This window comes from Vibrio sp. G-C-1 (assembly GCF_021728015.1).
Taxonomy (GTDB): Bacteria; Pseudomonadota; Gammaproteobacteria; order Enterobacterales; family Vibrionaceae; genus Vibrio; species Vibrio splendidus.
The window spans coordinates 34,604-55,958 of record NZ_JAKKCR010000005.1 but is presented as its reverse complement, the minus strand read 5'-3'; the positions used below and the strand labels follow the sequence as shown (position 1 = coordinate 55,958).

23 protein-coding genes and 1 other RNA gene are annotated in these 21,355 nt (G+C 44.8%); 9 read left to right on the top strand and 15 right to left on the bottom strand.

What is annotated here, in order from left to right; all coding sequences use genetic code 11:
• Window positions 1–25 precede the first annotated feature (25 nt).
• The 8 genes from era to rpoE all read right to left on the bottom strand — a co-directional run bounded on the left by era (window position 26) and on the right by rpoE (window position 7,421).
• Window positions 26–997, bottom strand: coding sequence for a GTPase Era (gene era, locus L3V36_RS09280; protein WP_004735384.1), 972 nt, complete (start codon window positions 995–997; stop codon window positions 26–28).
• Complete coding sequence (rnc, locus tag L3V36_RS09275; RefSeq protein WP_004735383.1) at window positions 990–1,667, bottom strand: ribonuclease III; 678 nt, start codon at window positions 1,665–1,667, stop codon at window positions 990–992. Before rnc ends, era begins: the two co-directional genes overlap by 8 nt.
• A 26-nt stretch (window positions 1,668–1,693) precedes the next feature.
• Window positions 1,694–2,590: a signal peptidase I gene (gene lepB, locus L3V36_RS09270; RefSeq protein WP_017077797.1), complete on the bottom strand. Its 897-nt coding sequence runs from the start codon at window positions 2,588–2,590 to the stop codon at window positions 1,694–1,696.
• A gap of 245 nt (window positions 2,591–2,835) precedes the next feature.
• Window positions 2,836–4,629, bottom strand: coding sequence for a translation elongation factor 4 (gene lepA, locus L3V36_RS09265; protein WP_004735381.1), 1,794 nt, complete (start codon window positions 4,627–4,629; stop codon window positions 2,836–2,838).
• Between the two features lie 137 nt (window positions 4,630–4,766).
• The gene (locus tag L3V36_RS09260; RefSeq protein WP_102448372.1) at window positions 4,767–5,237 is read right to left on the bottom strand and encodes a SoxR reducing system RseC family protein; all 471 of its coding nucleotides are present in this window, start codon (window positions 5,235–5,237) and stop codon (window positions 4,767–4,769) included.
• Window positions 5,234–6,196 (bottom strand): sigma-E factor regulatory protein RseB, encoded by a 963-nt coding sequence (gene rseB / locus L3V36_RS09255; protein WP_004735379.1) that lies wholly within the window; start codon window positions 6,194–6,196, stop codon window positions 5,234–5,236. The genes L3V36_RS09260 and rseB overlap by 4 nt, the downstream gene beginning before the upstream one ends.
• On the bottom strand, window positions 6,193–6,816 hold the full coding sequence (locus tag L3V36_RS09250; protein ID WP_004735378.1) for a sigma-E factor negative regulatory protein: 624 nt from the start codon (window positions 6,814–6,816) through the stop codon (window positions 6,193–6,195). The genes rseB and L3V36_RS09250 overlap by 4 nt, the downstream gene beginning before the upstream one ends.
• Window positions 6,817–6,842: 26 nt before the next feature.
• Window positions 6,843–7,421: an RNA polymerase sigma factor RpoE gene (gene rpoE / locus L3V36_RS09245; protein ID WP_004735377.1), complete on the bottom strand. Its 579-nt coding sequence runs from the start codon at window positions 7,419–7,421 to the stop codon at window positions 6,843–6,845.
• A 389-nt stretch (window positions 7,422–7,810) separates the two neighbouring features.
• Between rpoE and nadB the strand changes: the two genes are divergently transcribed.
• Window positions 7,811–9,427, top strand: a complete 1,617-nt coding sequence (nadB, locus tag L3V36_RS09240) for an L-aspartate oxidase (RefSeq protein ID WP_017084322.1) — start codon at window positions 7,811–7,813, stop codon at window positions 9,425–9,427.
• Between the two features lie 73 nt (window positions 9,428–9,500).
• Here nadB and L3V36_RS23930 read toward each other — a convergent pair whose 3' ends face one another.
• Both L3V36_RS23930 and L3V36_RS09235 read right to left on the bottom strand, forming a co-directional pair.
• Complete coding sequence (locus L3V36_RS23930) at window positions 9,501–9,941, bottom strand: protein YgfX (RefSeq protein ID WP_338417879.1); 441 nt, start codon at window positions 9,939–9,941, stop codon at window positions 9,501–9,503.
• Window positions 9,889–10,149, bottom strand: coding sequence for a succinate dehydrogenase assembly factor 2 (locus L3V36_RS09235; protein ID WP_004735374.1), 261 nt, complete (start codon window positions 10,147–10,149; stop codon window positions 9,889–9,891). The genes L3V36_RS23930 and L3V36_RS09235 overlap by 53 nt, the downstream gene beginning before the upstream one ends.
• A gap of 167 nt (window positions 10,150–10,316) precedes the next feature.
• On the opposite strand from L3V36_RS09235, the gene ygfZ reads away from it, so the two are divergent.
• From ygfZ to L3V36_RS09220, 3 genes are all read left to right on the top strand, one after another.
• On the top strand, window positions 10,317–11,288 hold the full coding sequence (gene ygfZ, locus L3V36_RS09230; RefSeq protein ID WP_102448370.1) for a tRNA-modifying protein YgfZ: 972 nt from the start codon (window positions 10,317–10,319) through the stop codon (window positions 11,286–11,288).
• Window positions 11,289–11,292: 4 nt separating this feature from the next.
• The gene (locus L3V36_RS09225; RefSeq protein WP_017077792.1) at window positions 11,293–11,754 is read left to right on the top strand and encodes a YbaK/EbsC family protein; all 462 of its coding nucleotides are present in this window, start codon (window positions 11,293–11,295) and stop codon (window positions 11,752–11,754) included.
• Window positions 11,755–12,315: 561 nt separating this feature from the next.
• Window positions 12,316–12,522 carry a DUF1107 domain-containing protein gene (locus L3V36_RS09220; RefSeq protein ID WP_004735370.1) on the top strand — a complete coding sequence of 69 codons (207 nt, stop codon included), beginning with the start codon at window positions 12,316–12,318 and terminating at the stop codon, window positions 12,520–12,522.
• 155 nt (window positions 12,523–12,677) lie between these two features.
• Here L3V36_RS09220 and L3V36_RS09215 read toward each other — a convergent pair whose 3' ends face one another.
• The 3 genes from L3V36_RS09215 to L3V36_RS09205 are packed head-to-tail and all read right to left on the bottom strand — an operon-like array spanning window position 12,678 to window position 15,692.
• Window positions 12,678–13,901 carry an FAD-dependent 2-octaprenylphenol hydroxylase gene (locus L3V36_RS09215; protein WP_102448369.1) on the bottom strand — a complete coding sequence of 408 codons (1,224 nt, stop codon included), beginning with the start codon at window positions 13,899–13,901 and terminating at the stop codon, window positions 12,678–12,680.
• A gap of 12 nt (window positions 13,902–13,913) precedes the next feature.
• On the bottom strand, window positions 13,914–15,092 hold the full coding sequence (gene ubiH, locus L3V36_RS09210) for a 2-octaprenyl-6-methoxyphenyl hydroxylase (RefSeq protein WP_102448368.1): 1,179 nt from the start codon (window positions 15,090–15,092) through the stop codon (window positions 13,914–13,916).
• 24 nt (window positions 15,093–15,116) lie between these two features.
• A complete protein-coding gene (locus L3V36_RS09205) occupies window positions 15,117–15,692 on the bottom strand; it encodes a YecA family protein (RefSeq protein WP_017075399.1) in 576 nt (191 codons plus the stop codon).
• Window positions 15,693–15,999: 307 nt separating this feature from the next.
• Here L3V36_RS09205 and zapA point away from each other — a divergent pair, with 307 nt between their 5' ends.
• The 5 genes from zapA (at window position 16,000) to serA (ending at window position 19,377) form a co-directional block, all read left to right on the top strand.
• Window positions 16,000–16,308, top strand: a complete 309-nt coding sequence (gene zapA, locus L3V36_RS09200) for a cell division protein ZapA (RefSeq protein ID WP_004735366.1) — start codon at window positions 16,000–16,002, stop codon at window positions 16,306–16,308.
• Window positions 16,309–16,319: 11 nt separating this feature from the next.
• A non-coding RNA gene (gene ssrS, locus L3V36_RS09195) (6S RNA) lies at window positions 16,320–16,502 on the top strand.
• 6 nt (window positions 16,503–16,508) lie between these two features.
• Complete coding sequence (locus tag L3V36_RS09190) at window positions 16,509–17,108, top strand: 5-formyltetrahydrofolate cyclo-ligase (RefSeq protein ID WP_102448367.1); 600 nt, start codon at window positions 16,509–16,511, stop codon at window positions 17,106–17,108.
• 121 nt (window positions 17,109–17,229) lie between these two features.
• Window positions 17,230–17,886, top strand: a complete 657-nt coding sequence (gene rpiA / locus L3V36_RS09185; protein ID WP_017077789.1) for a ribose-5-phosphate isomerase RpiA — start codon at window positions 17,230–17,232, stop codon at window positions 17,884–17,886.
• Between the two features lie 261 nt (window positions 17,887–18,147).
• A complete protein-coding gene (gene serA / locus L3V36_RS09180; RefSeq protein ID WP_017077788.1) occupies window positions 18,148–19,377 on the top strand; it encodes a phosphoglycerate dehydrogenase in 1,230 nt (409 codons plus the stop codon).
• 120 nt (window positions 19,378–19,497) lie between these two features.
• Here serA and L3V36_RS09175 read toward each other — a convergent pair whose 3' ends face one another.
• Both L3V36_RS09175 and L3V36_RS09170 read right to left on the bottom strand, forming a co-directional pair.
• Window positions 19,498–20,211, bottom strand: a complete 714-nt coding sequence (locus L3V36_RS09175) for an oxidative stress defense protein (protein ID WP_004735362.1) — start codon at window positions 20,209–20,211, stop codon at window positions 19,498–19,500.
• A 110-nt stretch (window positions 20,212–20,321) separates the two neighbouring features.
• Entirely contained in the window at window positions 20,322–21,218 is an 897-nt protein-coding gene (locus tag L3V36_RS09170) for a LysR family transcriptional regulator ArgP (RefSeq protein ID WP_029222260.1), read from the bottom strand.
• Window positions 21,219–21,355 lie beyond the last annotated feature (137 nt).

Below are 21,355 nucleotides of genomic sequence, written 5' to 3'. Positions count from 1 at the left end.
ATCTCAGAAAGTGACGTTCAATATATTATAAATCGTCGATGTAGCCTAACGAGCGAAGTGCACGCTCATCATCAGCCCAACCAGACTTAACTTTAACCCAAGTCTCTAGGTAAACCTTACGACCGAACAGTTCTTCCATGTCGATACGAGCTTCACGACCAATCGTTTTGATCTTCTCGCCCGCTTTACCAATCACCATCTTCTTCTGACCAGTACGTTCAACAAGAATCAAAGCATTGATGTGGAAGCCATCGTTATCAGGGTTGTAATCGAAACGCTCGATTTCAACCGTTACTGAATAAGGTAGCTCTTCGCCTGTGAATCGCATCAGTTTTTCACGGATGATTTCAGAGGCCATAAAGCGCTGTGAACGATCCGTTACGTACTCTTCAGGGAAGTGATGCGTCGCTTTAGGTAAAGAGTTACGAACGTGCTTACGCAGTACATCGATATTCTTACCTTGCTTTGCCGAGATTGGTACAACATCAAGGAAGTCCATCTTCTTAGACACTTCCATCATATGTTGCATCACGTCTGTACGGTCTTGAACGTTGTCTACTTTGTTAATACAAAGGACGACTGGGAAATCTGTTTTTCTCAGCTTGTTCAGTACCATTTCATCGTCGTCAGTCCAGTGAGTACCGTCAACAAGGAAGAATACTAGGTTCACATCGCTCAGTGAGCTGTTCGCCGCACGGTTCATCAAACGGTTGATTGCACGCTTTTCTTCGATGTGAAGTCCAGGAGTATCAACGTAGATCGCTTGGTAATCACCTTCAGTTTCTACGCCCATAATACGGTGGCGTGTCGTCTGAGGTTTACGTGATGTGATCGAGATTTTCTGACCCAAAATATGGTTCAGAAGCGTCGATTTACCTACGTTTGGTCGACCCACGATAGCGATGAAGCCACAATGTTGGTTTTCCGGTAGGCCCGTTTTTTTGCTATCAGATGAAAAGAATGCATCGATATCGAAATCTTGATTGTTATCAGACATTGCTTAGTTGCTCTAATGCTGTTTCAGCAGCCGCTTGTTCTGCCTTGCGGCGGCTAGTGCCTTTACCGATAACAGGTTTATCCACACCTGCCACTTCACACTCAACCGTAAACTCTTGGTTGTGTGCTTCACCTTTAATATTAGTCACTGTGTAGACAGGTAGGGGATTTCTTCGACCTTGTAAAAACTCTTGTAAGCGAGTTTTCGGATCTTTTTGAGATACACCAGGCTGAATAGACTCTAGGCGAGATTGGTACCAGCTTAAAATAATGCGGCGAACAACCTCGGTATCACTATCTAAATAGACAGCACCGATGATCGCTTCTACTGCATCCGCTAGAATAGAATCACGACGGAAACCGCCACTCTTCAACTCACCTGGACCTAATTTTAAGTAATCTCCTAGTTCGAATTCACGACCTAGTTCTGCCAATGTATGACCACGTACTAATGTTGCGCGCATGCGGCTCATATCACCTTCGTTTACCTTAGGGAAACGGTGGTAAAGATCATCAGCGATAACAAAACTTAAAATTGAATCGCCCAGAAACTCAAGACGTTCGTTGTGTTTACCTGCGGCGCTACGGTGAGTCAGCGCCAAATGGATAAGATCGGCATCATTAAACTGATAGCCAATCTTTCTCTCTAGTTTATCAATTGGAGAATTCATGCTCTCTCGATGTGTTATGTGATCGATTAGTGAATCCCACCGATGCGATTAAAACGCACACCAGTAGGAATCCATGTTGGAAGTACACTGTCTGAACCGCGTTCGAATTCGAAGCTGATCCAAATAGCAACGGCCTTACCAACAAGGTTTGCTTCAGGGACAAAGCCCCAGTAACGGCTGTCAGCACTGTTGTCACGGTTATCACCCATCACAAAGTATTGGCCTTCTGGAACGATCCACTCGTTAACACCATTGCGAGGTTGATATGCTTGCACACGATCACGGCGTAATGGGTTAACTAAAATTTGGTGCTCCACATCACCCAGCTGTTCATTCAGCTGAATCAGAGGCACACCATCTTGAATAAATTGGCTTTCTTCAACGTTACTTAACTTCACTGGTTTACAGCTACTGCCACCCTTCGCTTGAATGCAGACTTCTTTATTGCTGCTGTAGCGAATGGTATCACCCGGCATACCAACAACACGCTTAATGTAGTCGATATTCGGCTGAGGTGGGTATTTGAATACGATTGAATCACCACGTTCTGGTTTGCCCGTTTCGACTAGTTGAGTGCGCCATACCGGGTCTTTTAGACCGTACGCGTACTTCTCTACTAAGATGAAATCACCAACCAAAAGGGTTGGCATCATCGAACCAGATGGGATTTGAAACGGTTCATAAATAAATGAACGCAAAACCAAAACAAATGCAATTACAGGGAAAATGGACACACTGTTCTCAACCCACCAAGGCTGAGCCGTAACTTTTGCGCTGGTTGCAGCGTCTAGGCCATTCGATTGTGCTTCAACGTCAGCCAGTTTTTGTTGGCGTTTCTTCGCCCACACAAACTTTTCCAACGCCCATACAATGCCGGTCACTAGAGTTACGATCACTAAAATAAGCGAAAATGTATTAGCCATTGATATCCCTTAAATTTCATTTCTTTAAAAATAACGAAAGTGAAAGAGTATAACCCTTTCACTCTGCTTAATATTTCTAATCTGTATCAATCATGCTGACTAAATGCTGGGGAGATTACGCAGGAAAAATCGTTGAGTTCGAGGCGCAAAGTGCAGTGACTAGTGGGCCTAATTGCAATCTTTGCAACAAAGAAATAAACGATTTTAACCAGTAATGTTCAGCAGATAGTTAGTGCGATTGATACCTAGTCTTTACCAACATGAAGAATCGCTAAGAATGCTTCTTGAGGCAGTTCAACGTTACCGATCTGCTTCATACGCTTCTTACCTTCTTTTTGTTTCTTAAGAAGTTTCTTCTTACGACTGATATCACCACCGTAACATTTTGCGATTACGTTCTTACGCAGTTGTTTCACTGTAGAACGAGCAATGATGTGGTTACCAATCGCTGCTTGAATCGCGATATCAAACATTTGACGAGGGATGAATTCTTTCATCTTCTCAACCAGTAGACGACCGCGAGACTGTGCAATGTCTTTGTGCGTAATGATTGCTAGTGCATCAACCGTTTCGCCATTAAGCAATACGTCTACACGAACCATGTTCGACATTTCAAAACGTTGGAAGTTGTAATCCAGTGACGCATAGCCACGAGATGTTGATTTCAAACGGTCGAAGAAATCTAGAACCACTTCAGCCATTGGCAAGTCGTACGTCACAGCAACTTGCTTACCGTGATAAACCATATCCACTTGAACACCACGTTTTTCTACACATAAGGTAATTACGTTACCTAGGTAGTCTGACGGTACAAGGATATTACAACGAGCGATAGGCTCACGAATTTCTTCTACATCATTAGTCGCAGGCAATTTAGCCGGGCTATCAACGTAAAGAATGCTGCCATCCGTTTTTACAACTTCGTACACTACGGTTGGTGCCGTTGTGATTAGGTCTAGGTCGTATTCACGCTCTAAACGCTCTTGAATGATCTCCATGTGAAGCATTCCTAAGAAGCCACAACGGAAACCAAAGCCAAGTGCTGCTGAACTTTCTGGTTCGTAGAACAGTGATGCATCGTTCAGGCTTAATTTGCCTAGTGCGTCACGGAAGTTTTCGTAGTCATCAGACGATACTGGGAATAGACCTGCGTATACCTGAGGCTTCACTTTTTGGAAACCAGGTAGACGTTCTGTGCTACCGCCTTTTGCAAGCGTCAACGTATCACCAACAGGTGCGCCAAGGATGTCTTTAATACCACAAACAACCCAACCAACTTCGCCAGTATTTAGCTCTGTTGTGTCGATTTGCTTAGGTGTGAAGATACCTAGACGGTCAACACCCCAAACTTGGTCTGTCGACATTACTTTAATCTTGTCGTTCTTCTTCAGCTTACCGTTCTTGATACGAACCAAAGAAACAACGCCTAAATAGTTATCGAACCAAGAGTCAATGATCAACGCTTGTAGTGGCGCGTCTGGATCACCTTCCGGTGGTGGGATAGCTGTTACGATGTTTTCAAGAACGTCATCAACACCGATACCGGTTTTTGCAGAACAACGAGTCGCTTCCATCGCATCGATACCAACGATCTCTTCGATTTCTTCAGCAACACGCTCAGGTTCAGCAGCAGGTAAGTCAATCTTGTTCAAGATTGGCACTACTTCCAGTTCCATTTCGATCGCGGTGTAACAGTTTGCTAGAGTTTGCGCTTCAACACCTTGGCCAGCATCCACTACAAGAAGCGCGCCTTCACAAGCGGCTAGAGAGCGAGATACTTCGTAAGAGAAATCTACGTGTCCAGGGGTATCGATAAAGTTTAGTTGGTAAGTTTCACCATCTTTCGCTGTATAATCTAAAGTCACACTTTGCGCTTTAATTGTAATACCACGCTCGCGTTCTATATCCATAGAATCGAGGACTTGAGCTGCCATCTCACGTTCACTTAACCCTCCACAAACTTGGATTAAGCGGTCAGAAAGGGTCGACTTACCGTGGTCGATGTGGGCGATAATCGAAAAATTACGAATGTGCTTCATAGGCTTGGTGTGACTAAACTCTTTGAATAGGGATAATAAGAAAGCCGCGACGCGTCCAATCTACAGTCAGCATTGGTGGCGGCATTTCAATCAAGTTGGCAGATTCTACCCAATTTAAGGGCAAGAAGCATCATAAATTAGACGAGAGGCTCACCTAGGATTCGAATCAAGACGACTTCTTGCTTGGATTTGTCTTCCATTGGTTTGGCTAACCGCTTCGCTAAGGCAATACCACCAGCAGTAAACAGCGCTGCACTTAAGATAACAATGCCCTCGCCCCCTTGGAGCAAGGGTTGCAACAAGAGTTGTCCAAAACCAGCACCAATCATCAACATGAAAAGTGGAATGAGGTAAACAATAGCCGCAGACTGCAGTAAGCTTTTTTCTGGAAAGCCAATTTCCACGACCTGTCCGGCTTTAACTAAACTTTTGGTTTTAAGCTGCCAAAACAAGGATTTATTGCCAACGGCCTTGGTAACAATACCCGTTCCGCAGCTTTTTTGAGAAGAACAACTGCTGCAACTGGTTTGTTGTTCGCAGCTCAGTTGAACAAAGTATTGTTGACCGCTTTGCTCAACCGAGCTAACGGTTGCCAGCGCCGTCATCATTGCGCTGGTACCGGTTTATTGAACGTAACTGATTGCGCAATACGTTTGGCGGTTGCTGGCGGAATATCACCCACCACAGAGATCTCTTTGTCACCAATCACTAAGCTGTGTAATGTTCTGCGTCCTTGGCGTACCAACTGCCCTTTCAATGAATGTTCGTCTTTATCGGCGATATAAACTGAAAAGCTAAACAACCCATCACTGAAAAGTTGGCTTTCAACCATTTTATCGGTCGCAGCCATTGGATAACGACTAAGCTCTTTTGACTTAAATCCTTCAGGAATCCAAGAGGCTTGCCAGTTAGTTTCACTCACTAAGCCTTCCGGCAGCGATAAGACTTTCGGCAGTTGAGCGCTATTCAAGCCCCCCATTGCCTCAGCAATCTTATCGTTCACCACGTAAGAGATAGTGCGATACTGTTCAAGCACTTCGCCGTCACGATCCAACAGATCGGCACGCAAAGGAAGACTCGTTTTTTCATCTACCCAAACGACGTAAGAGTAACGAAGGCCATCTTTCGGCACCACGCGCAATACTTGCGTAGTACTTCCAGCTTCACGAGCACGACCAACTTTAACGAAATCGTAATAGTCGTTGAGCGCGTCAATATCTCGATTAATCATCGGAATAACAGGGGCAACCATACTGCCAGATTGAATGGTAAACGGCTCTGTGCCCGGTTCAATATAACTGACTTCATCACCACGTCGAATAACTTCACGGATAGGCCCGCTCAAGTAAACAAGGTGTGCAAGTTGTTGGTCGTCGTTAACCGCATGGCGATAAACAAGAGGTTCAATACTGCTCTTCTTGATCAAAATGTAGGAGAGTTCGTAATTTAGATGCTGACTGGCCTCGTTCATTTGATGTAACAACGCCTTTGCAGTGGGCTCCTCTGCAAAGGCTGTTGGAGACATCAAGCTGAACAGTGTCAGTGCACTGACCAGGATTTTCTTCATTCAATGTCCGATTCTAGATGTGCATCTTGCATTGGCGATGCATCACTGTTTAATCTTAGCTGCAGCTCATAATCTTCTAGCATTGCATGAACGCGTTTGCGCTGCTCTTGCAAGTTAGCTTCAGATGCTGGCTTCTCAACAGAGTCACGCGTTAAGCTTACTGGTTCCGCAGAACCCGCAAATGGAATCGTCTGGAGTACAGGCAACTGCTCTGGCGCAGCAGGGTCGCTGCCACCATATTGTTGAACACCTAGTACAACGACTAGTGAGACACACGCTGCCACGGCAACTTGTCCAAACTGTTGTAACCACGCCGGAAGCTGACGCTTCGCTTGTTGAGGTTTAGGCTGCTCTTCAATTGGAGCAACAGTTGGTTCAACATGCACTTGGTGCAGGTTCGGCATTGCACTATGTGCAGGCTCATTATCAAGCGCTGCCGCAACACTGTTAGCAATGTTCCACTCTGGAGTTTCTGGCGCATCCCCACGCATAACATCACCAATTAGATGGTAACTCTGCCAGGTATCCATGCTTTCTTGATCAGATTCGAGATCTACAATGAGAGCTTTATCGATCGTTTCACCATCCATGAGTGCCGAAAGCTTTTCTTTATCAGCCATTATTTTCACCATAATTATTACAAGTTCTAGCGTTGCAAAAGAGGCTTAATTTTCTTTTCCACCGCTTCACGAGCTCGGAAAATACGCGAACGTACGGTTCCTACAGGGCAATCCATTACTTCTGCAATCTCTTCGTAGCTCAAACCTTCGAGCTCACGCAACGTCATTGCAGTTTTTAAGTCTTCTGGTAGCGCTTCAATCGCTCCAAAAACAACTTGTTTCAATTCGTTTGACAGCGTTAAGTTCTCAGGGTTCGATATTTCTTTTAACGCGCTGCCTGTTTCGTAATATTCTGCATCTTCTGCATCTACATCTGTTGCTGGCGGCCTACGGCTCTGGGCAACGATATGATTTTTAGCGGTGTTCACGGCAATTCGGTACAACCATGTATAGAAGGCACTCTCGCCACGAAAGTTAGGTATCGCGCGGTAAGCTTTAATAAAAGCTTCTTGTGCTACATCAGGTACATCACCGGAATTATTCACGTATCGAGAGATAAGATTACAAACTTTATTTTGGTACTTAACCACTAGTAAGTTAAAAGCCTGCTTATCTCCACTCTGAACTCGCTCAATCAACACTTGATCGGTTAGCTGCTCGTTCATTCGAGCGGGTACTCCTATTGTTATAACCCTTACCTTCACAGATATGGGTACTAATTATGCGAAATGTAGTATTGACACCACCGTCTACAAGAGCACTATTGTGACTAAGCCAAATACCGAAAGTTCCAACTTTCTTAAAATTATTTGCCATTATTGTTTCACAATGTGATGTAATAAAAATAGCTATCCCTATCAATTTGGGGAAACTTGAGCAAAAGCAATGGTATTGAGCAATTAAATATTTCTAGATAGCTGTCTGTACATTGATTTTGTGTAGCGTTTTAGGATGACTCTGGAGAGATTATAACAGTCTTAGCCAAACTCCTAAAACAAGACAACGTCAATTGAGAGTGGACAACTCGACTATAGCCCGGGATTTAATAAGTTTTATGAACGCAAACCGTGAACATCAGTGTGATGTATTAGTGGTAGGAAGTGGTGCGGCAGGCTTGTCATTAGCCTTACGTGTAGCAGAACATGCAAAAGTAATTGTATTAAGCAAAGGACCACGCAGCGAAGGATCGACGTATTACGCACAAGGTGGTATCGCCGCGGTGTTCGATGAGTCGGACAGTATTGAGTCTCATGTAGAAGATACTCAAATTGCTGGGGCTGGGTTATGCGAAGAAGATACAGTTCAATTCATTGCTGAAAATGCTAAAGAGTGTGTGCAATGGCTGATTGATGGTGGTGTTCCATTTGATAAAGATGAGAACAGCACGGAAGGCCAACCAAAATATCACCTCACTCGTGAGGGTGGCCACAGCCACCGCCGAATTCTGCACGCTGCCGATGCAACTGGCATGGCAATGCAAACCTCACTGCAAGATAACGTCAACAATCACCCAAACATCGAGATCTTCGAGCGCCACAACGCACTAGATTTGATCACAGAAGATAAGGTCGGTGGTTCGAAAGACAAAGTTATCGGTGCCTACATTTGGAACCGTAACCAAGAACACGTTGAAACCGTGCGCGCTAAATTTGTTGTGTTAGCAACAGGCGGCGCTTCCAAGGTTTACCAATACACCTCTAACCCAGATGTCTCTTCAGGTGATGGTATTGCTATCGCTTGGCGTGCGGGTTGCCGTGTAGCCAACCTTGAGTTCAACCAGTTCCACCCGACTTGCTTATTCCATCCAGAAGCGCGTAACTTCCTACTGACGGAAGCACTACGTGGTGAAGGTGCCTACCTGCGTCGTCCTGACGGTTCTCGCTTCATGAAGGACTTCGATGAGCGCGGTGAATTGGCTCCACGAGATGTGGTTGCTCGTGCGATTGACTTCGAAATGAAGCGCCTAGGTGCCGACTGCATGTATGTTGATATCAGTCACAAGCCTGAAGAATTCATCACAACGCATTTCCCAATGATCCACACGCGTTTGATGGATTTAGGGATTGATATGACCAAAGAGCCTATCCCGATAGTACCTGCAGCGCACTACACCTGCGGTGGTGTCATGGTGAATAAGCAAGGTCAAACCGACTTAACTAACTTATATGCGATTGGTGAAGTGAGTTACACCGGCTTACACGGTGCAAACCGTATGGCGTCAAACTCACTGCTTGAATGTGTTGTTTATGCTTGGGCAGCAGCAAAAGATATCGTTGAAAACATCGACCAATCTCAACTGTGCGCTGAACTGCCTGCGTGGGACGAAAGCCAAGTCACCAACAGTGATGAAGAAGTGATCATTCAGCACAACTGGCACGAGCTAAGACTGTTCATGTGGGATTACATGGGTATTGTTCGAACGGATAAACGTCTAGAACGTGCAATGCGCCGTATTCAGATGCTGCAGCAAGAAACTCATGAGTACTACAGCTACTTTAAGGTTTCGAACAACCTATTAGAACTGCGTAACTTGCTACAAGTAGCTGAGCTAATGGTTCGCTGTGCGATGCAACGTAAAGAGAGCCGCGGCTTACACTACACGTTGGATTACCCAGAACTTGCAAAAGACAGTGGCCCAACGATTCTGACGCCAGAGAGAAACCAGTCGTAATCATTATTTGAAAGCTATTAGCTAATCAACTAAACGCAATCAAACGAAAAGGAGCCTAGTGCTCCTTTTTCTTTTATCTCGCGTTCTCATTTGCCTCGTGCGATCGTTGTAAGTTCACCAGAAAGTGGCGATATTCACGCTCACGACAACTATCACGCCAAAGCATTACCGAATGCCCACATTCGAATTTTAGTTTGACGAAAAACTGTGCCCAGATCTTATCAACAGACTTAAGTGTGTAGGATTGGTCATTGAGTCGAATCTCGCCATCTTCTTTATAATCAAAGCATCCATGTGCTGTATTCAAGATTACCTGATTGGCTTTAAACAAACTGAACATTAAAGCTAAACAATAGAGGGCAACAACGAGCGGGATAGAAGAAAAGACGATGAAAAACAAAAGGCACCCAGAAACAGTGCCTTTTGCAAATAATGCGGAATATGAAGGTTTAAGCTGAAGCTTAACGAACCTTGCTGAGGTTATGCGCGACAATTTTATCAACCATTGAAGCATGGCCTAGATTTTCACTGCGCCCATGTCCCATAACCCAAGTAAACAAATCTGGGTCATCACACTCAAGTAGAGAAACAAACTCACGCTGTTCCTGCTCTTGCAATGAATCAAAACACTCTTCAAAAAATGGCATGATGACTACATCAAGTTCTAACATGCCACGACGGCAACCCCATTTAATTCGTGCTTTCTGCTCTGCAGTGTACATTGGCTATCCTCACCTATAATTTTTCTTTCTCGGAGTGTAACAAGTCATACGCTCTGCAACTACTATGTGAGTCACAGTCCCTATCTAAGCTCACAAAAAAACCTAGGCTGACAAAAAAACAGAACCGGATTAACATAGAGCCAAATAAAATTCTTAGGAAAGATAAAATGGATTGGAAAAACACATTTCAGCCGCTCGCTCATACGCAAAATGAATCGCTTCCAGAACTGATGATCACACACGTGTCAGACTGGAGCGCAATCACCATGATAGGCGATGACAAAAAGTCGTACCTACAAGGTCAAGTAACGTGCGATGTCGTCACTCTTCCTAATGATGAATCTACATTAGGCGCGCATTGTGATGCGAAAGGAAAGGTTTGGAGTATCTTTCGTTTGTTCCACCACAATGGTGGTTACGCACTTATGCAGCCGAAATCGGCAATTGAAGTCGAGTTAGTTGAAATCAAGAAATACGCCGTGTTCTCTAAAATTGATATCGAGCAGACGTCTGACGTTGTTATCGGAATCATGGGCACTTCAGCGAACCAATACGTTGATTCGATTGCAGAGGGTCAAGGTAAAGTGCGTACTATCTCTGGTGGTACAGCCGTTCAAGTCTCAGACAATCGTTGGGCCCTACTTGTTACTCAAAAAGCAGCCGAAGCCCTGGTATCAGGCAGCTCAGCTGAAAAAGTATCGGAAGCGCTTTGGCAGTATCATGAAATTCTTGATGCTCAGCCTAACCTATCAAAAGCAGAACAAAACGAGCACATCCCTCAAGCTCTTAACCTACAAGCCATTGGCGGTATCAGCTTTTCAAAGGGCTGCTACACAGGTCAAGAAACGGTTGCTCGTGCTAAGTACCGTGGCATGAACAAGCGTGAGATGCGCATTGTTTCTGGAACAACTTCAGACGTGCTGTCTCTAGAGAATACGATTGAACTTGAACGTAGCGTGGGTGAGAACTGGCGTGGTGCAGGCCGACTATTAAACGTCTATCAATTTGCTAATAACCAAGCGATGGGTTTGATGGTACTGCCAAACAACCTTGATGACGATGTTCAGCTTCGACTGACCGCGCAGCCTGATCAAACATGGAATATCCTGCCACTGCCTTACAGCCTTGACGACGAGTAACCACGTGGAAACACTGATTACACAATGGCTGGATCAACAGCAGGTGAACTATCGCCTGCTGATGCAAAGTAAACCAACCACCAGCATCGAAGAAACAGCTCAAGAGCGAGGCATCGACGCCTCTCAAATGGTGAAGTGTATTTTGCTCAAGGATATGGGCAACCAATATGCGTTGGCCTGTACTGCTGGTGATCGCTCTGTCGACCCCAAGAAAGTACGCTCGGTACTGAATTGCCGTCGAATGACCTGTGTATCACTCGCTGATGTTGAAACGATCACAGGCTTTAAGGCTGGATGTGTTGGCCCTCTTGCTCTAAAGAGATACATGCCGATCATTTTTGATCCTTCAATTCAAAAAAACTCGACGGTTACTATTAGCTCGGGTGATCGAATGGCTGGTGTTGCGCTGGATCCCAATGATCTTATGGCCCTTTGCGCACCAATCGTTGCTGACATCAGTCGATGATCTTTTCGATCGCGTCATCGTTCGCAAATTTCAGTACAACTTTTCATTGAATACATTTTTAGTGTGAAGTTCGTCATAAGAAGAATACGCCAATAATAAATAGTTACTCAAAATAAAAGCATAAGTAGTCACAAAGGCAAATTTACGTTATTGTGAATTTACTGACTAGCTTTTAAGCAAATCAGTACAAGTGAATCCACTGAGTAACATCAGTATCCACTTTTGTGTAATGCATCTGTGACTATTCGCCCGTTTTAGACGGGCTTTTTTTTGTCAAAAATTTACAATTTGATTACACAAACAAAAAAATCCCGCCTATTCTTATACTTGTAACATTATCACTGCTTAATACCGGACAGGAAAGTTCACAGCAGTTCACTACTCAGTATTATTTTGGGGAGGAGCTCACGTAAAAATAGATATTTACTGAAGAAAGTGCTTAGAACAGCACAAATATCTAATTCACGTCAACTCTACTGCATATTACTCCATGCTTATCACAATTATTATCTCGGAGTTTTTCTATAATATGCAGGCTAGGTAAATATAAGGATAATTAAAATGAGACTGTTTAAGCGCTATACACCGAGTATGATTGCTAAACATGTAAGTCGACTTTTCAAAGGACGAATCTACATTTACGGCGTAGGAAAATTTGAGTTTGATAACGGTAAACTCGTGCTGCCAGACCGAGCAGAAAGGCGTCACTTTCAAACGGTAAAAGAAATAAATAGTGAAATCATGAAACTGCGCTGCGCATACGCATGACCTGATTATCTACAGAATTAAAAACAAAAAGGGTTGGCATAATGCCAACCCTTTTTTCGTGTTCAGATTGAGTCAATGGCAATCAGCTCCAGCTGCTGACCATCAACAACGCCTCACCCGTGCGCGACTATTGATTTGCGATTGTTGATTCACGATTATTGGTGCGTAACTGGACGCTTGGCTAGATCAGGAAGATTGCCTGACAAACCCAGAGCTCGCTTCATGATCTCATCTTTCGCACCCGGTAATTGACCTGCGAGCTTCATACCGATACCACGAATCAGCTTCTTGGCTGGGTTATCGCCTTCAAACAGATCTTTAAAACCCTGCATTGAAGCAATCATCTTCGCCGCCTCAGCTTTTCTCCAGCGTTCATAGCCACGAAGGTTACGTTTAGTACCAATGTCCTCGCCAGCAGCCCATAGCGTTAACAGCTCTTGCGCTAAGCTTGCTGCGTCTAATAGGCCAAGGTTCACGCCTTGCCCTGCTAACGGATGAATCGTATGAGCAGCATCACCAACCAAAGCGACACGCTCTACAACAAAGTCACGTGCATAGCGCATACGTAATGGGAAGGCAAAACGCTCACCAACCACTTCACATAAACCAAGTTTTGAGTCGAACTCTGCCGTTAGCTGCTTATTAAAATCAGCATCCGACATGGATACAAGCTTCTCGGCACGATTAGGCTCCGTAGACCAAACTATCGAACTCATGTGGCTTGGCTGCATTGGTAGGAATGCCAATGGCCCTTGTGGTGTGAATATCTGACGAGCAACGCTGTGATGCGGCTCTGTGGTCTTGATATTCGCGACAATCGCGCTGTGTCCGTAATCCCAATGTGTTAATGGGATATCTTGTTGTTTGCGAACCCAAGAGTTTGCGCCGTCCGCTCCAACAACCAACTTAGCGGTCAGTGCTTGGCCATTATCTAGCGTTAGCCATGCTTCGCTTTCACCAATCGCCATCGTTTTGCACGTCGCGGGCATGTACAGGCTGACATTATCTTGCTTCTTCACCTGATCAAGCAGTGCGAGTTGAATCACACGGTTCTCAACAATATGACCGAGATTCGGCTGAGCCAAACGTGTCGAGTCAAATTCAATACGAGCAAAGCTATCTTGTTCCCACACCTCCATCGCTTGGTAAGGTGCAGCACGTCTTTGTTCAATGCCTTGCCATGCGCCTAGGTTACGAAGAATCACTTCACTAGAGCGGCTCAATGCCGACACACGCACATCAGGCAATTCGCTAAGCCCTTCACTGGGTGCCCTGCCTTCAATGACGGCGATTCTTAGGTCACTGTCTTTCAACGCAGCAGCAAGCGCTAGGCCAACCATGCCTCCACCAACAATCGCGATATCAACACTTTGCATCATTATTTTTCTACCTTATCTTTCTACTAGGCCAAGCGTATGACGCAAAAGTGGACCTTTAAGTGGTGGAAGGTTATCAATTACGGCTAACCCAAGATTACGCCCAATGCGAGCAGTCAAAAAATCGTTTGAGAATAAATGGACTAGGCTTGATGTCAGCGTAATCGTCGTGTCTCTATCTTGTTCTCTACGCTTTCTAAAGTTAACAAGACCATTGTAACGCCCAACATCATCGAGTTGGGTACACAACTCTTCCGCCAAGGAAGCCACATCACGAATGCCAAGATTAAAGCCTTGTCCCGCAATGGGGTGAAGCGTTTGAGCGGCATTACCAATAATCGCAAATCGATGAGAGATATTTTGCTGACGATGACGAAGAATCAGTGGGTAACTGGCACGCTTGCCTACCTTCTCGAGTCGGCCAAGTCGCCAACCAAAGTCATTCTGCAACTGCTCAAGAAATTCATTGTCGTTTAGGGTCATCACTTTTTGCGCTTGCTCCGGTGACAAACACCAAACTAGCGACAAACGGTTGTCACTCATCGGTAATAGAGCGACAGGCCCATGATGAGTAAAACGCTCAAATGCGCGACCTTGGTGAGGTTCGCTAGCCACGATATTGGCAATCACAGCAACTTGTTCAAAGTCATGCTCATTCAATGAGATATTGAGTTGCTGACAACAGATTGAGATAGCACCGTCAGCTGCAACCAGTAACTTAGTCGTTATGGTTTGCCCACTTGTCAGCTCAATCGTCGTTAGCGAGTCTTCACGTTCGACTTTACTGACAGACTCAGGGCAAAGCATCGTAATTGCAGCTTCGGACTCAAGCTTCTGCTGATAGATTCGCCCCACACCCGCCAACTCCACCACATAGCCAAGCGCATCAACAGCAAGCTCTTCACTGTAGATGTCCGTCATTCCGGCATGCCCTCGATCCGAAACATGGATATCTTTAATTGGGGTCGCTACCGGAGCGATAGATTGCCAAAGGTGCAAAGAATCGAGGATCTGCACCGTGCCATAGGACAAAGCGATCGAACGAGAATCAAAACCAGGGTGAGCTTGATGATCAACCTGATAAGGCTCTACTACCGCGATCGACAGTGAACCTTGACTGAGGTGATTCAGAGCAATGGCTAAGGTCGCCCCTGCCATTGCGCCACCAGCAATTACAACATCATACTGAGCCATTATAACCTCAAACCGACAAACGGATTAATGAATGGTTGGAGCCGCATCTTCAGATGGGCGAGCACCGAATTCAGCATGAATCGTTAGCGCACACGCTTTTACGTGTTCAATAACGTGCTCTAGAAGCTGCGCCTGCTCTTCCATATCATCTTCTTCATCGATACCCAGCTTTGCCATCTCTTCAAGATCAGCCAAAGCTTCTTTGGTACCGTCAGACGCTTTATTCAATTGAGCGCCAACCAAGCCTAAGCCAGAAATGAAGTGGTTAATCCAATCAGACACACCGTCCGCAAGATCAAACAGGCTTGCGCTTGCGTCTTCGTCCGGCAACAACATAGACAGCTCCATACCTGAACCTGTGATTTCGCTGGTCGTTACTTTTAGCGTTGCTTCCGCAAGCGTTAATGCGCGATCTGGCCAGCCCATACCTTCATTGGTGTAATCAAAGATCAGTGGTTGCCAGCTTTTATCTGCCAGGTTTAAGCCTCCGCTCAACATACCCGTTAATAAACCATGCATCTCAGCAGGGTTTACGGCTAGGCTTGCCGATTGAAGTTCAGTCGCAACCGTTAGGTAGTCAGGTAAAGTAGTTTCGCTCATCAGATAGCTCGCTCAGTTATTCTTTATATCGATAGTATAATCGTACCACTTCACCCCAATTCTGATAAGCATCGATCCTGAGCAATTGAAGGATGACTGACTACCAATTGTTCAATTTGCTGAATTACTGTGTGCTCAAGCTCTCATTTACAAACAGTCACTCTGAAAAGCTTGAATCTTAATAGCGGTTTACCTATAGTTTCTCCCTCAGAGGAGATTGCTTCCTCATCGGTACTTGCACTTTTTCTTTGTAAAAATATGATAAAGGGCAACAGCCTTAAATAGTGCGTTAAAGAGTTCATCCATCATGAGTAATCAAGCGGTAGACGTTGAAATATTAGGAAAACTGACTCGAGTGAATTGTCCCCCAGGGCAAGAAGAGTCATTGATTGCAGCGGCGGCCGATCTTGATAATCGATTGAAAGAGATGGCTGAACGTACTAAGGTAACCAATGAAGTGAAGCTGCTAACGATCGCAGCTCTGAACATTTGCTATGAATTACAAACGAAGAAGTTTGAAGCAAATGATGAACAAAACGCACTGACCGAGCGAATGGAACAGCTCACGACATCACTTTCAGATGTCCTCAGTAAAGTTAAGCACGGACAGCAATAGCGTACACAAAATTTACCCTGGAGTGTTTGTCAGAGGATTCACGTCCCCGAGCCGATAAGCAATCCCTAAGGGTTAGTACTTGAGTGCTATTGAGCATGCTCGGTCCGCCGAGAAGCCTACGGTAATCATTGCTGATCCGCCTTGAACTCGCTGGTTCAAGGGCCATCTATTCTCAACGGCACTTTGGGGTATCCCTTCTTATGAAGACGCTCACACGCAGCGAATTTCGCAAACAGATCCGTATCAAACGTAATGCCTTATCTGGCGACCAACAAACTCAATCCGGTATAGACTTAGTTAAGCAGTGTTCTCAGCTTGATGAGATTCAGTCTGCTCAACATATTGCCCTCTATATTTCTATTGATGGCGAACTCGATACCCAGCCTTTAATTGAATGGTTATGGGCGCAGGGTAAGCAAACTTATTTACCAGTATTGCACCCCTTCTCTGCCGGACACCTGTTATTTCTTCATTATTCTCCAGACACACCGACCGTCCTTAATAAATACGGTATCGTTGAACCTCAGCTGAATCAATTGCTCGTCAAACCATGCCAACAACTCGATCTTATTCTCACACCATTGGTGGGCTTTGACTCTCAGGGGCATCGCTTAGGCATGGGCGGTGGATATTACGATCGTACCTTGGCTCGATGGTTTGAGACTGGCGAAGGCGCAACGCCAATTGGTTTGGCGCATGATTGCCAACATGTCGATCGCTTACCTATTGAAGATTGGGACATTCCGTTACCTAAAATCGTGACTCCGAGTAAAACTTGGCAATGGGAAAACAGCCATTAAAGCGCTATAATCGCGCCGCAAACGTTAACCTCGATATCCAAACGTTAACCCAATACCCAAACGTTAACTTCAATACGCGAACGATTAATTCACAGCGCAAGACCTTATTCAGGAGAATGGCATGACTCAAGATGAAATGAAAAAAGCAGCCGGCTGGGCAGCACTTCAATATGTTGAAGAAGGCAGCATTGTAGGTGTAGGTACTGGCTCTACAGTAAATCACTTCATCGACGCACTAGGCACAATGAAAGAAAAAATCAAAGGTGCGGTTTCAAGCTCTGTAGCCTCTACTGAAAAACTAGAAGCGCTAGAAATCAAAGTATTTGAGTGTAATGACGTATTCAAGTTAGACATCTATGTTGATGGCGCAGATGAGATCAACGGTTCACGCGACATGATCAAAGGCGGCGGTGCAGCTTTGACTCGTGAAAAAATCGTAGCGGCTATCTCTGATAAGTTTATTTGCATTGTTGACGGTACTAAAGCCGTTGATGTGTTGGGTAAATTCCCACTGCCTGTTGAAGTTATCCCAATGGCACGTTCATATGTTGCACGTGAACTAGTAAAGCTTGGTGGTGACCCAGTTTACCGCGAAGGTTGCACAACCGATAATGGCAACATGATCCTAGATGTATACGGCATGGCGATCGAAAACCCGAAACAATTAGAAGATATCATCAACGGTATCGCTGGTGTGGTTACGGTTGGTCTATTTGCTCACCGTGGTGCTGATGTGGTTATCACAGGCACACCTGAAGGTGCAAAAATTGAAGAATAAATAATAGAAGATTGAGTTTTTCTGTTACTTCATTACATACGGTGCCCAAGGGCGCCGTTTTTTTTGCTTTTCGGCTGTAAAATTATGTCTTATTCCGTAATTTTCTTACCCAAAACATTTTTTTTTTGTTACTTTATTGTTCAGAAGACGCACAGGGAAAACGTTTGTCTCCTGACAAAATGGTGAATAAGTTCCTCTTTTAGCCGTTTTGTAGCACGTGCGCCGCATTTGCCCAACCTTTCCATTTTAAGGACGAGAACAATGGCCAAAGTTTCACTGGAAAAAGAAAAAATTAAAATTCTACTTCTAGAGGGTCTTCACCCTTCTTCTGTAGAAGTACTGCAAGCCGCTGGTTACACAAACATTGAGTACCATAAAGGCTCACTACCTGAAGATGAACTTCTTGAAGCAGTGAAAGATGCTCATTTCATTGGTATCCGTTCTCGCACCAACATCTCCCAAGAAGTTATTGATGCAGCTGAAAAGCTAGTTGCAGTCGGTTGTTTCTGTATTGGTACTAACCAAGTTAACCTTCAAGCGGCAGCAAAACGCGGTATCCCTGTTTTCAATGCACCGTTCTCAAATACTCGAAGCGTTGCTGAGTTAGTTCTTGGTCAAGTTCTATTGCTACTACGCGGTATCCCAGAGAAGAATGCTCTTGCTCACCGTGGTATCTGGAAAAAGAGTGCTGACAACTCTTACGAGGCTCGTGGTAAGCGTTTAGGTATTATTGGCTACGGTCACATTGGTACTCAGCTAGGTATTATTGCTGAAAACCTTGGTATGCGTGTTTACTTTTACGATATCGAAAACAAGCTGTCTTTGGGTAACGCAACTCAAGTTCATACTATGACTGACTTGCTGAACAAGTGTGACGTGATCTCTTTGCACGTACCTGAAACCAATGAAACGAAGAACATGATGGGTAAAGAAGAGTTCGAGCGCATGAAGCCTGGTTCTATCTTTATCAATGCAGCACGTGGCACGGTAGTAGATATCCCAGCTCTGTGCGGCGCCCTAGATTCAGGTCACCTTTCAGGTGCAGCAATCGATGTATTCCCAACGGAACCAAAAACCAATGCTGACCCATTTGAGTCACCATTGATGCAGTTCGATAACGTGATCCTAACGCCTCACGTGGGTGGTTCAACTCAAGAAGCACAAGAGAACATCGGTGTTGAAGTAGCAGGTAAGCTTGCAAAATACTCTGATAATGGCTCAACGCTATCAAGCGTTAACTTCCCTGAAGTATCATTACCACTGCATACAGGTGCTTCTCGCCTGCTGCACATTCACGAAAACCGTCCGGGTATCCTAACTCAAATTAACACCATCTTCGCAGAGGAAGGGATTAACATCGCAGGTCAGTACTTACAAACTGCAGCAGATATGGGTTATGTGGTTATCGACGTGGAAGCGAATCGTTCAGAAGAAGCTCTGCTTAAACTGAAAGAGATCGAAGGCACAATTCGTGCTCGTCTACTTCACTAATCATCGAATTAGATCATAAGTAAAAATAGAAAAGGCTCTCGTAATGAGAGCCTTTTTAGTATTTGGCCTACTGTAGGTAAATAGATCATGATGATCTAATCCCTCCCTGAGGTATGTTCACTACTCTTCTAGTTGGTAGATCACATTCACTCGATCACGAATGGTGATCGTCGAATCTTCATAAGAATTCGACTCGGTTCTCGCATCCATCGCCATTGAACGCATCAATACAGGCTGAGAAGATTGTGCGTTGTAATCTACGCGCCATACATCACCTAGCTCGCGCTCAAAACCACTCGCCAATGATTTAGCTTTTGATGTCGCATCTTTAATGGCCTCCAAGCGCGCTTGCTCCTGATACTTAGCTTGGTCACGAACCTGAAGTTGGATATTATCGATCTGGTTAATACCCTGCCCGATGGCAATATCCATGTAGTCATTTAAGTTGGCTAGCTCATTCACTTGAACAGTCACATTACGTGATGCACGGTAACCAACCAGTTCAGGTTTACCATTTTTCGGGTAATGATATTGAGGAGATAAATACAGGTTAGAGCTGTGTACATTCGCCTCATCAACACCCGCTTGATGTAGCTTATTTAGAAAGCCAGTCACCACTTTATCAACTGTGTTTTTAGCCTGCTCAGCAGTCATCGTCGATTCCACGACTCTAACAGAAAATGTCGCCATATCTGGTGTCGCGATCACTTCACCATAGCCTGTCGTTGAAATATGCGGAAAAGATGGCGAGTCAGCCAATGATGGAAAACTCACAGCACTCAATGCTGCAGTAAGAGTAAGAGACGTTGCTAACATCTTTGGTACAAACTTCATTAGGTAGACCTATGCTGAACAAATGTTCTTTTATCATAGAGCAATTTGTCACATAACCAATCCCGCGACAGGACTTCTAACACAACTTTGACGCTGCAAAAACCAACAGCTTACTGAGGTAAGTGGTTGTGGGCATAATTTAATATCGCTTGAGATATCTCTTTTAATACCCCGCTCTCTAATTGCCAATGGTGCCAATAGATTCGATAAGACAACAAAAAGCCGGGCGTAATATCAATCAAAGCACCAGACTCTAGCTCCTCGATAATCTGCAATCGAGGAATCAAACAATAGGCAACGCCCGACAATGCCAAGCGTACAAATGCTTCTGAGCTGCCGACAGTATGATTGATCACACTATCTCTCGGGACGTTAAAATGATCATGCAAAAACTTCTTATGCAGATCATCGTATTGGTCGTACGAAACCGCTGGGGCTTTGGTTAGTGTCGAATAGTTCACTCCATCAGAGAAGTAACGTTGATGGAAGCTAGGGTTCGCCACACACACATAATCCATTCTTCCAAGATAGTCCGCACTGCAACCCGGAATAGGTTGAGGTTCGAGGCTGATTGCCCCGGCAACCTCACCACTTTTAATCTTCTCAATGGTTCTTGATTCACCATGAATCGCGAGGTTCAACTCAACTTGACGTGAATTCATCACATCAGATAACGCAGGAAGTAACCATGTCGCCAAGCTATCAGCATTGGTCGCAATAGACAGAGAAAGAGGCTGAGTTCCCTCTTCGTTCATCAACTCTGGGACAAGCTCGTGCTCTAACAAGCGAACACGACGATACAAACCCAACAGTTTTTTTCCTGCTGGTGTTGGCCTTGGTGGGCTCTCTCTTACCAGAGCAGGCTGTGCTAACCATTTTTCCAGTTGTTTGATGCGTTGAGACACCGCAGACTGGGAGATATATAACTGCTCGGCTGCCCTTTCAAAACTGCGTTGTTTCACCACAGCATCCAGTGCTTCTATCCATTTATAATCCAATCCACGCATCAACTTGCTTCCTTTTTGACCTGATCACCGCTCACATTAGCAACTCTTATAATAGATTAAAATCATTAATTATACTTATTTAAGGGGTCGGAGTATCTTCGCCATATAGCACGTAAATATCGTTAATTAAGTGGAGG

Excerpts from the sequence above, each read along its gene's own strand:
- nadB (WP_017084322.1), top strand. The coding sequence starts at position 7,811 with ATGAACGCAAACCGTGAACATCAGTGTGATGTATTAGTGGTAGGAAGT.
- ygfZ (WP_102448370.1), top strand. The coding sequence starts at position 10,317 with ATGGATTGGAAAAACACATTTCAGCCGCTCGCTCATACGCAAAATGAA.
- L3V36_RS09250 (WP_004735378.1), bottom strand. The coding sequence starts at position 6,816 with ATGGCTGATAAAGAAAAGCTTTCGGCACTCATGGATGGTGAAACGATC.
- ubiH (WP_102448368.1), bottom strand. The coding sequence starts at position 15,092 with ATGGCTCAGTATGATGTTGTAATTGCTGGTGGCGCAATGGCAGGGGCG.
- rpiA (WP_017077789.1), top strand. The coding sequence starts at position 17,230 with ATGACTCAAGATGAAATGAAAAAAGCAGCCGGCTGGGCAGCACTTCAA.
- L3V36_RS09235 (WP_004735374.1), bottom strand. The coding sequence starts at position 10,149 with ATGTACACTGCAGAGCAGAAAGCACGAATTAAATGGGGTTGCCGTCGT.
- lepB (WP_017077797.1), bottom strand. The coding sequence starts at position 2,590 with ATGGCTAATACATTTTCGCTTATTTTAGTGATCGTAACTCTAGTGACC.
- L3V36_RS09215 (WP_102448369.1), bottom strand. The coding sequence starts at position 13,901 with ATGATGCAAAGTGTTGATATCGCGATTGTTGGTGGAGGCATGGTTGGC.
- rnc (WP_004735383.1), bottom strand. The coding sequence starts at position 1,667 with ATGAATTCTCCAATTGATAAACTAGAGAGAAAGATTGGCTATCAGTTT.
- L3V36_RS09205 (WP_017075399.1), bottom strand. The coding sequence starts at position 15,692 with ATGAGCGAAACTACTTTACCTGACTACCTAACGGTTGCGACTGAACTT.
- zapA (WP_004735366.1), top strand. The coding sequence starts at position 16,000 with ATGAGTAATCAAGCGGTAGACGTTGAAATATTAGGAAAACTGACTCGA.
- rpoE (WP_004735377.1), bottom strand. The coding sequence starts at position 7,421 with ATGAACGAGCAGCTAACCGATCAAGTGTTGATTGAGCGAGTTCAGAGT.
- L3V36_RS09260 (WP_102448372.1), bottom strand. The coding sequence starts at position 5,237 with ATGATGACGGCGCTGGCAACCGTTAGCTCGGTTGAGCAAAGCGGTCAA.
- L3V36_RS09170 (WP_029222260.1), bottom strand. The coding sequence starts at position 21,218 with ATGCGTGGATTGGATTATAAATGGATAGAAGCACTGGATGCTGTGGTG.
- serA (WP_017077788.1), top strand. The coding sequence starts at position 18,148 with ATGGCCAAAGTTTCACTGGAAAAAGAAAAAATTAAAATTCTACTTCTA.
- L3V36_RS09220 (WP_004735370.1), top strand. The coding sequence starts at position 12,316 with ATGAGACTGTTTAAGCGCTATACACCGAGTATGATTGCTAAACATGTA.
- rseB (WP_004735379.1), bottom strand. The coding sequence starts at position 6,196 with ATGAAGAAAATCCTGGTCAGTGCACTGACACTGTTCAGCTTGATGTCT.
- era (WP_004735384.1), bottom strand. The coding sequence starts at position 997 with ATGTCTGATAACAATCAAGATTTCGATATCGATGCATTCTTTTCATCT.
- lepA (WP_004735381.1), bottom strand. The coding sequence starts at position 4,629 with ATGAAGCACATTCGTAATTTTTCGATTATCGCCCACATCGACCACGGT.
- L3V36_RS23930 (WP_338417879.1), bottom strand. The coding sequence starts at position 9,941 with ATGCTTCAATGGTTGATAAAATTGTCGCGCATAACCTCAGCAAGGTTC.
- L3V36_RS09190 (WP_102448367.1), top strand. The coding sequence starts at position 16,509 with ATGAAGACGCTCACACGCAGCGAATTTCGCAAACAGATCCGTATCAAA.
- L3V36_RS09175 (WP_004735362.1), bottom strand. The coding sequence starts at position 20,211 with ATGAAGTTTGTACCAAAGATGTTAGCAACGTCTCTTACTCTTACTGCA.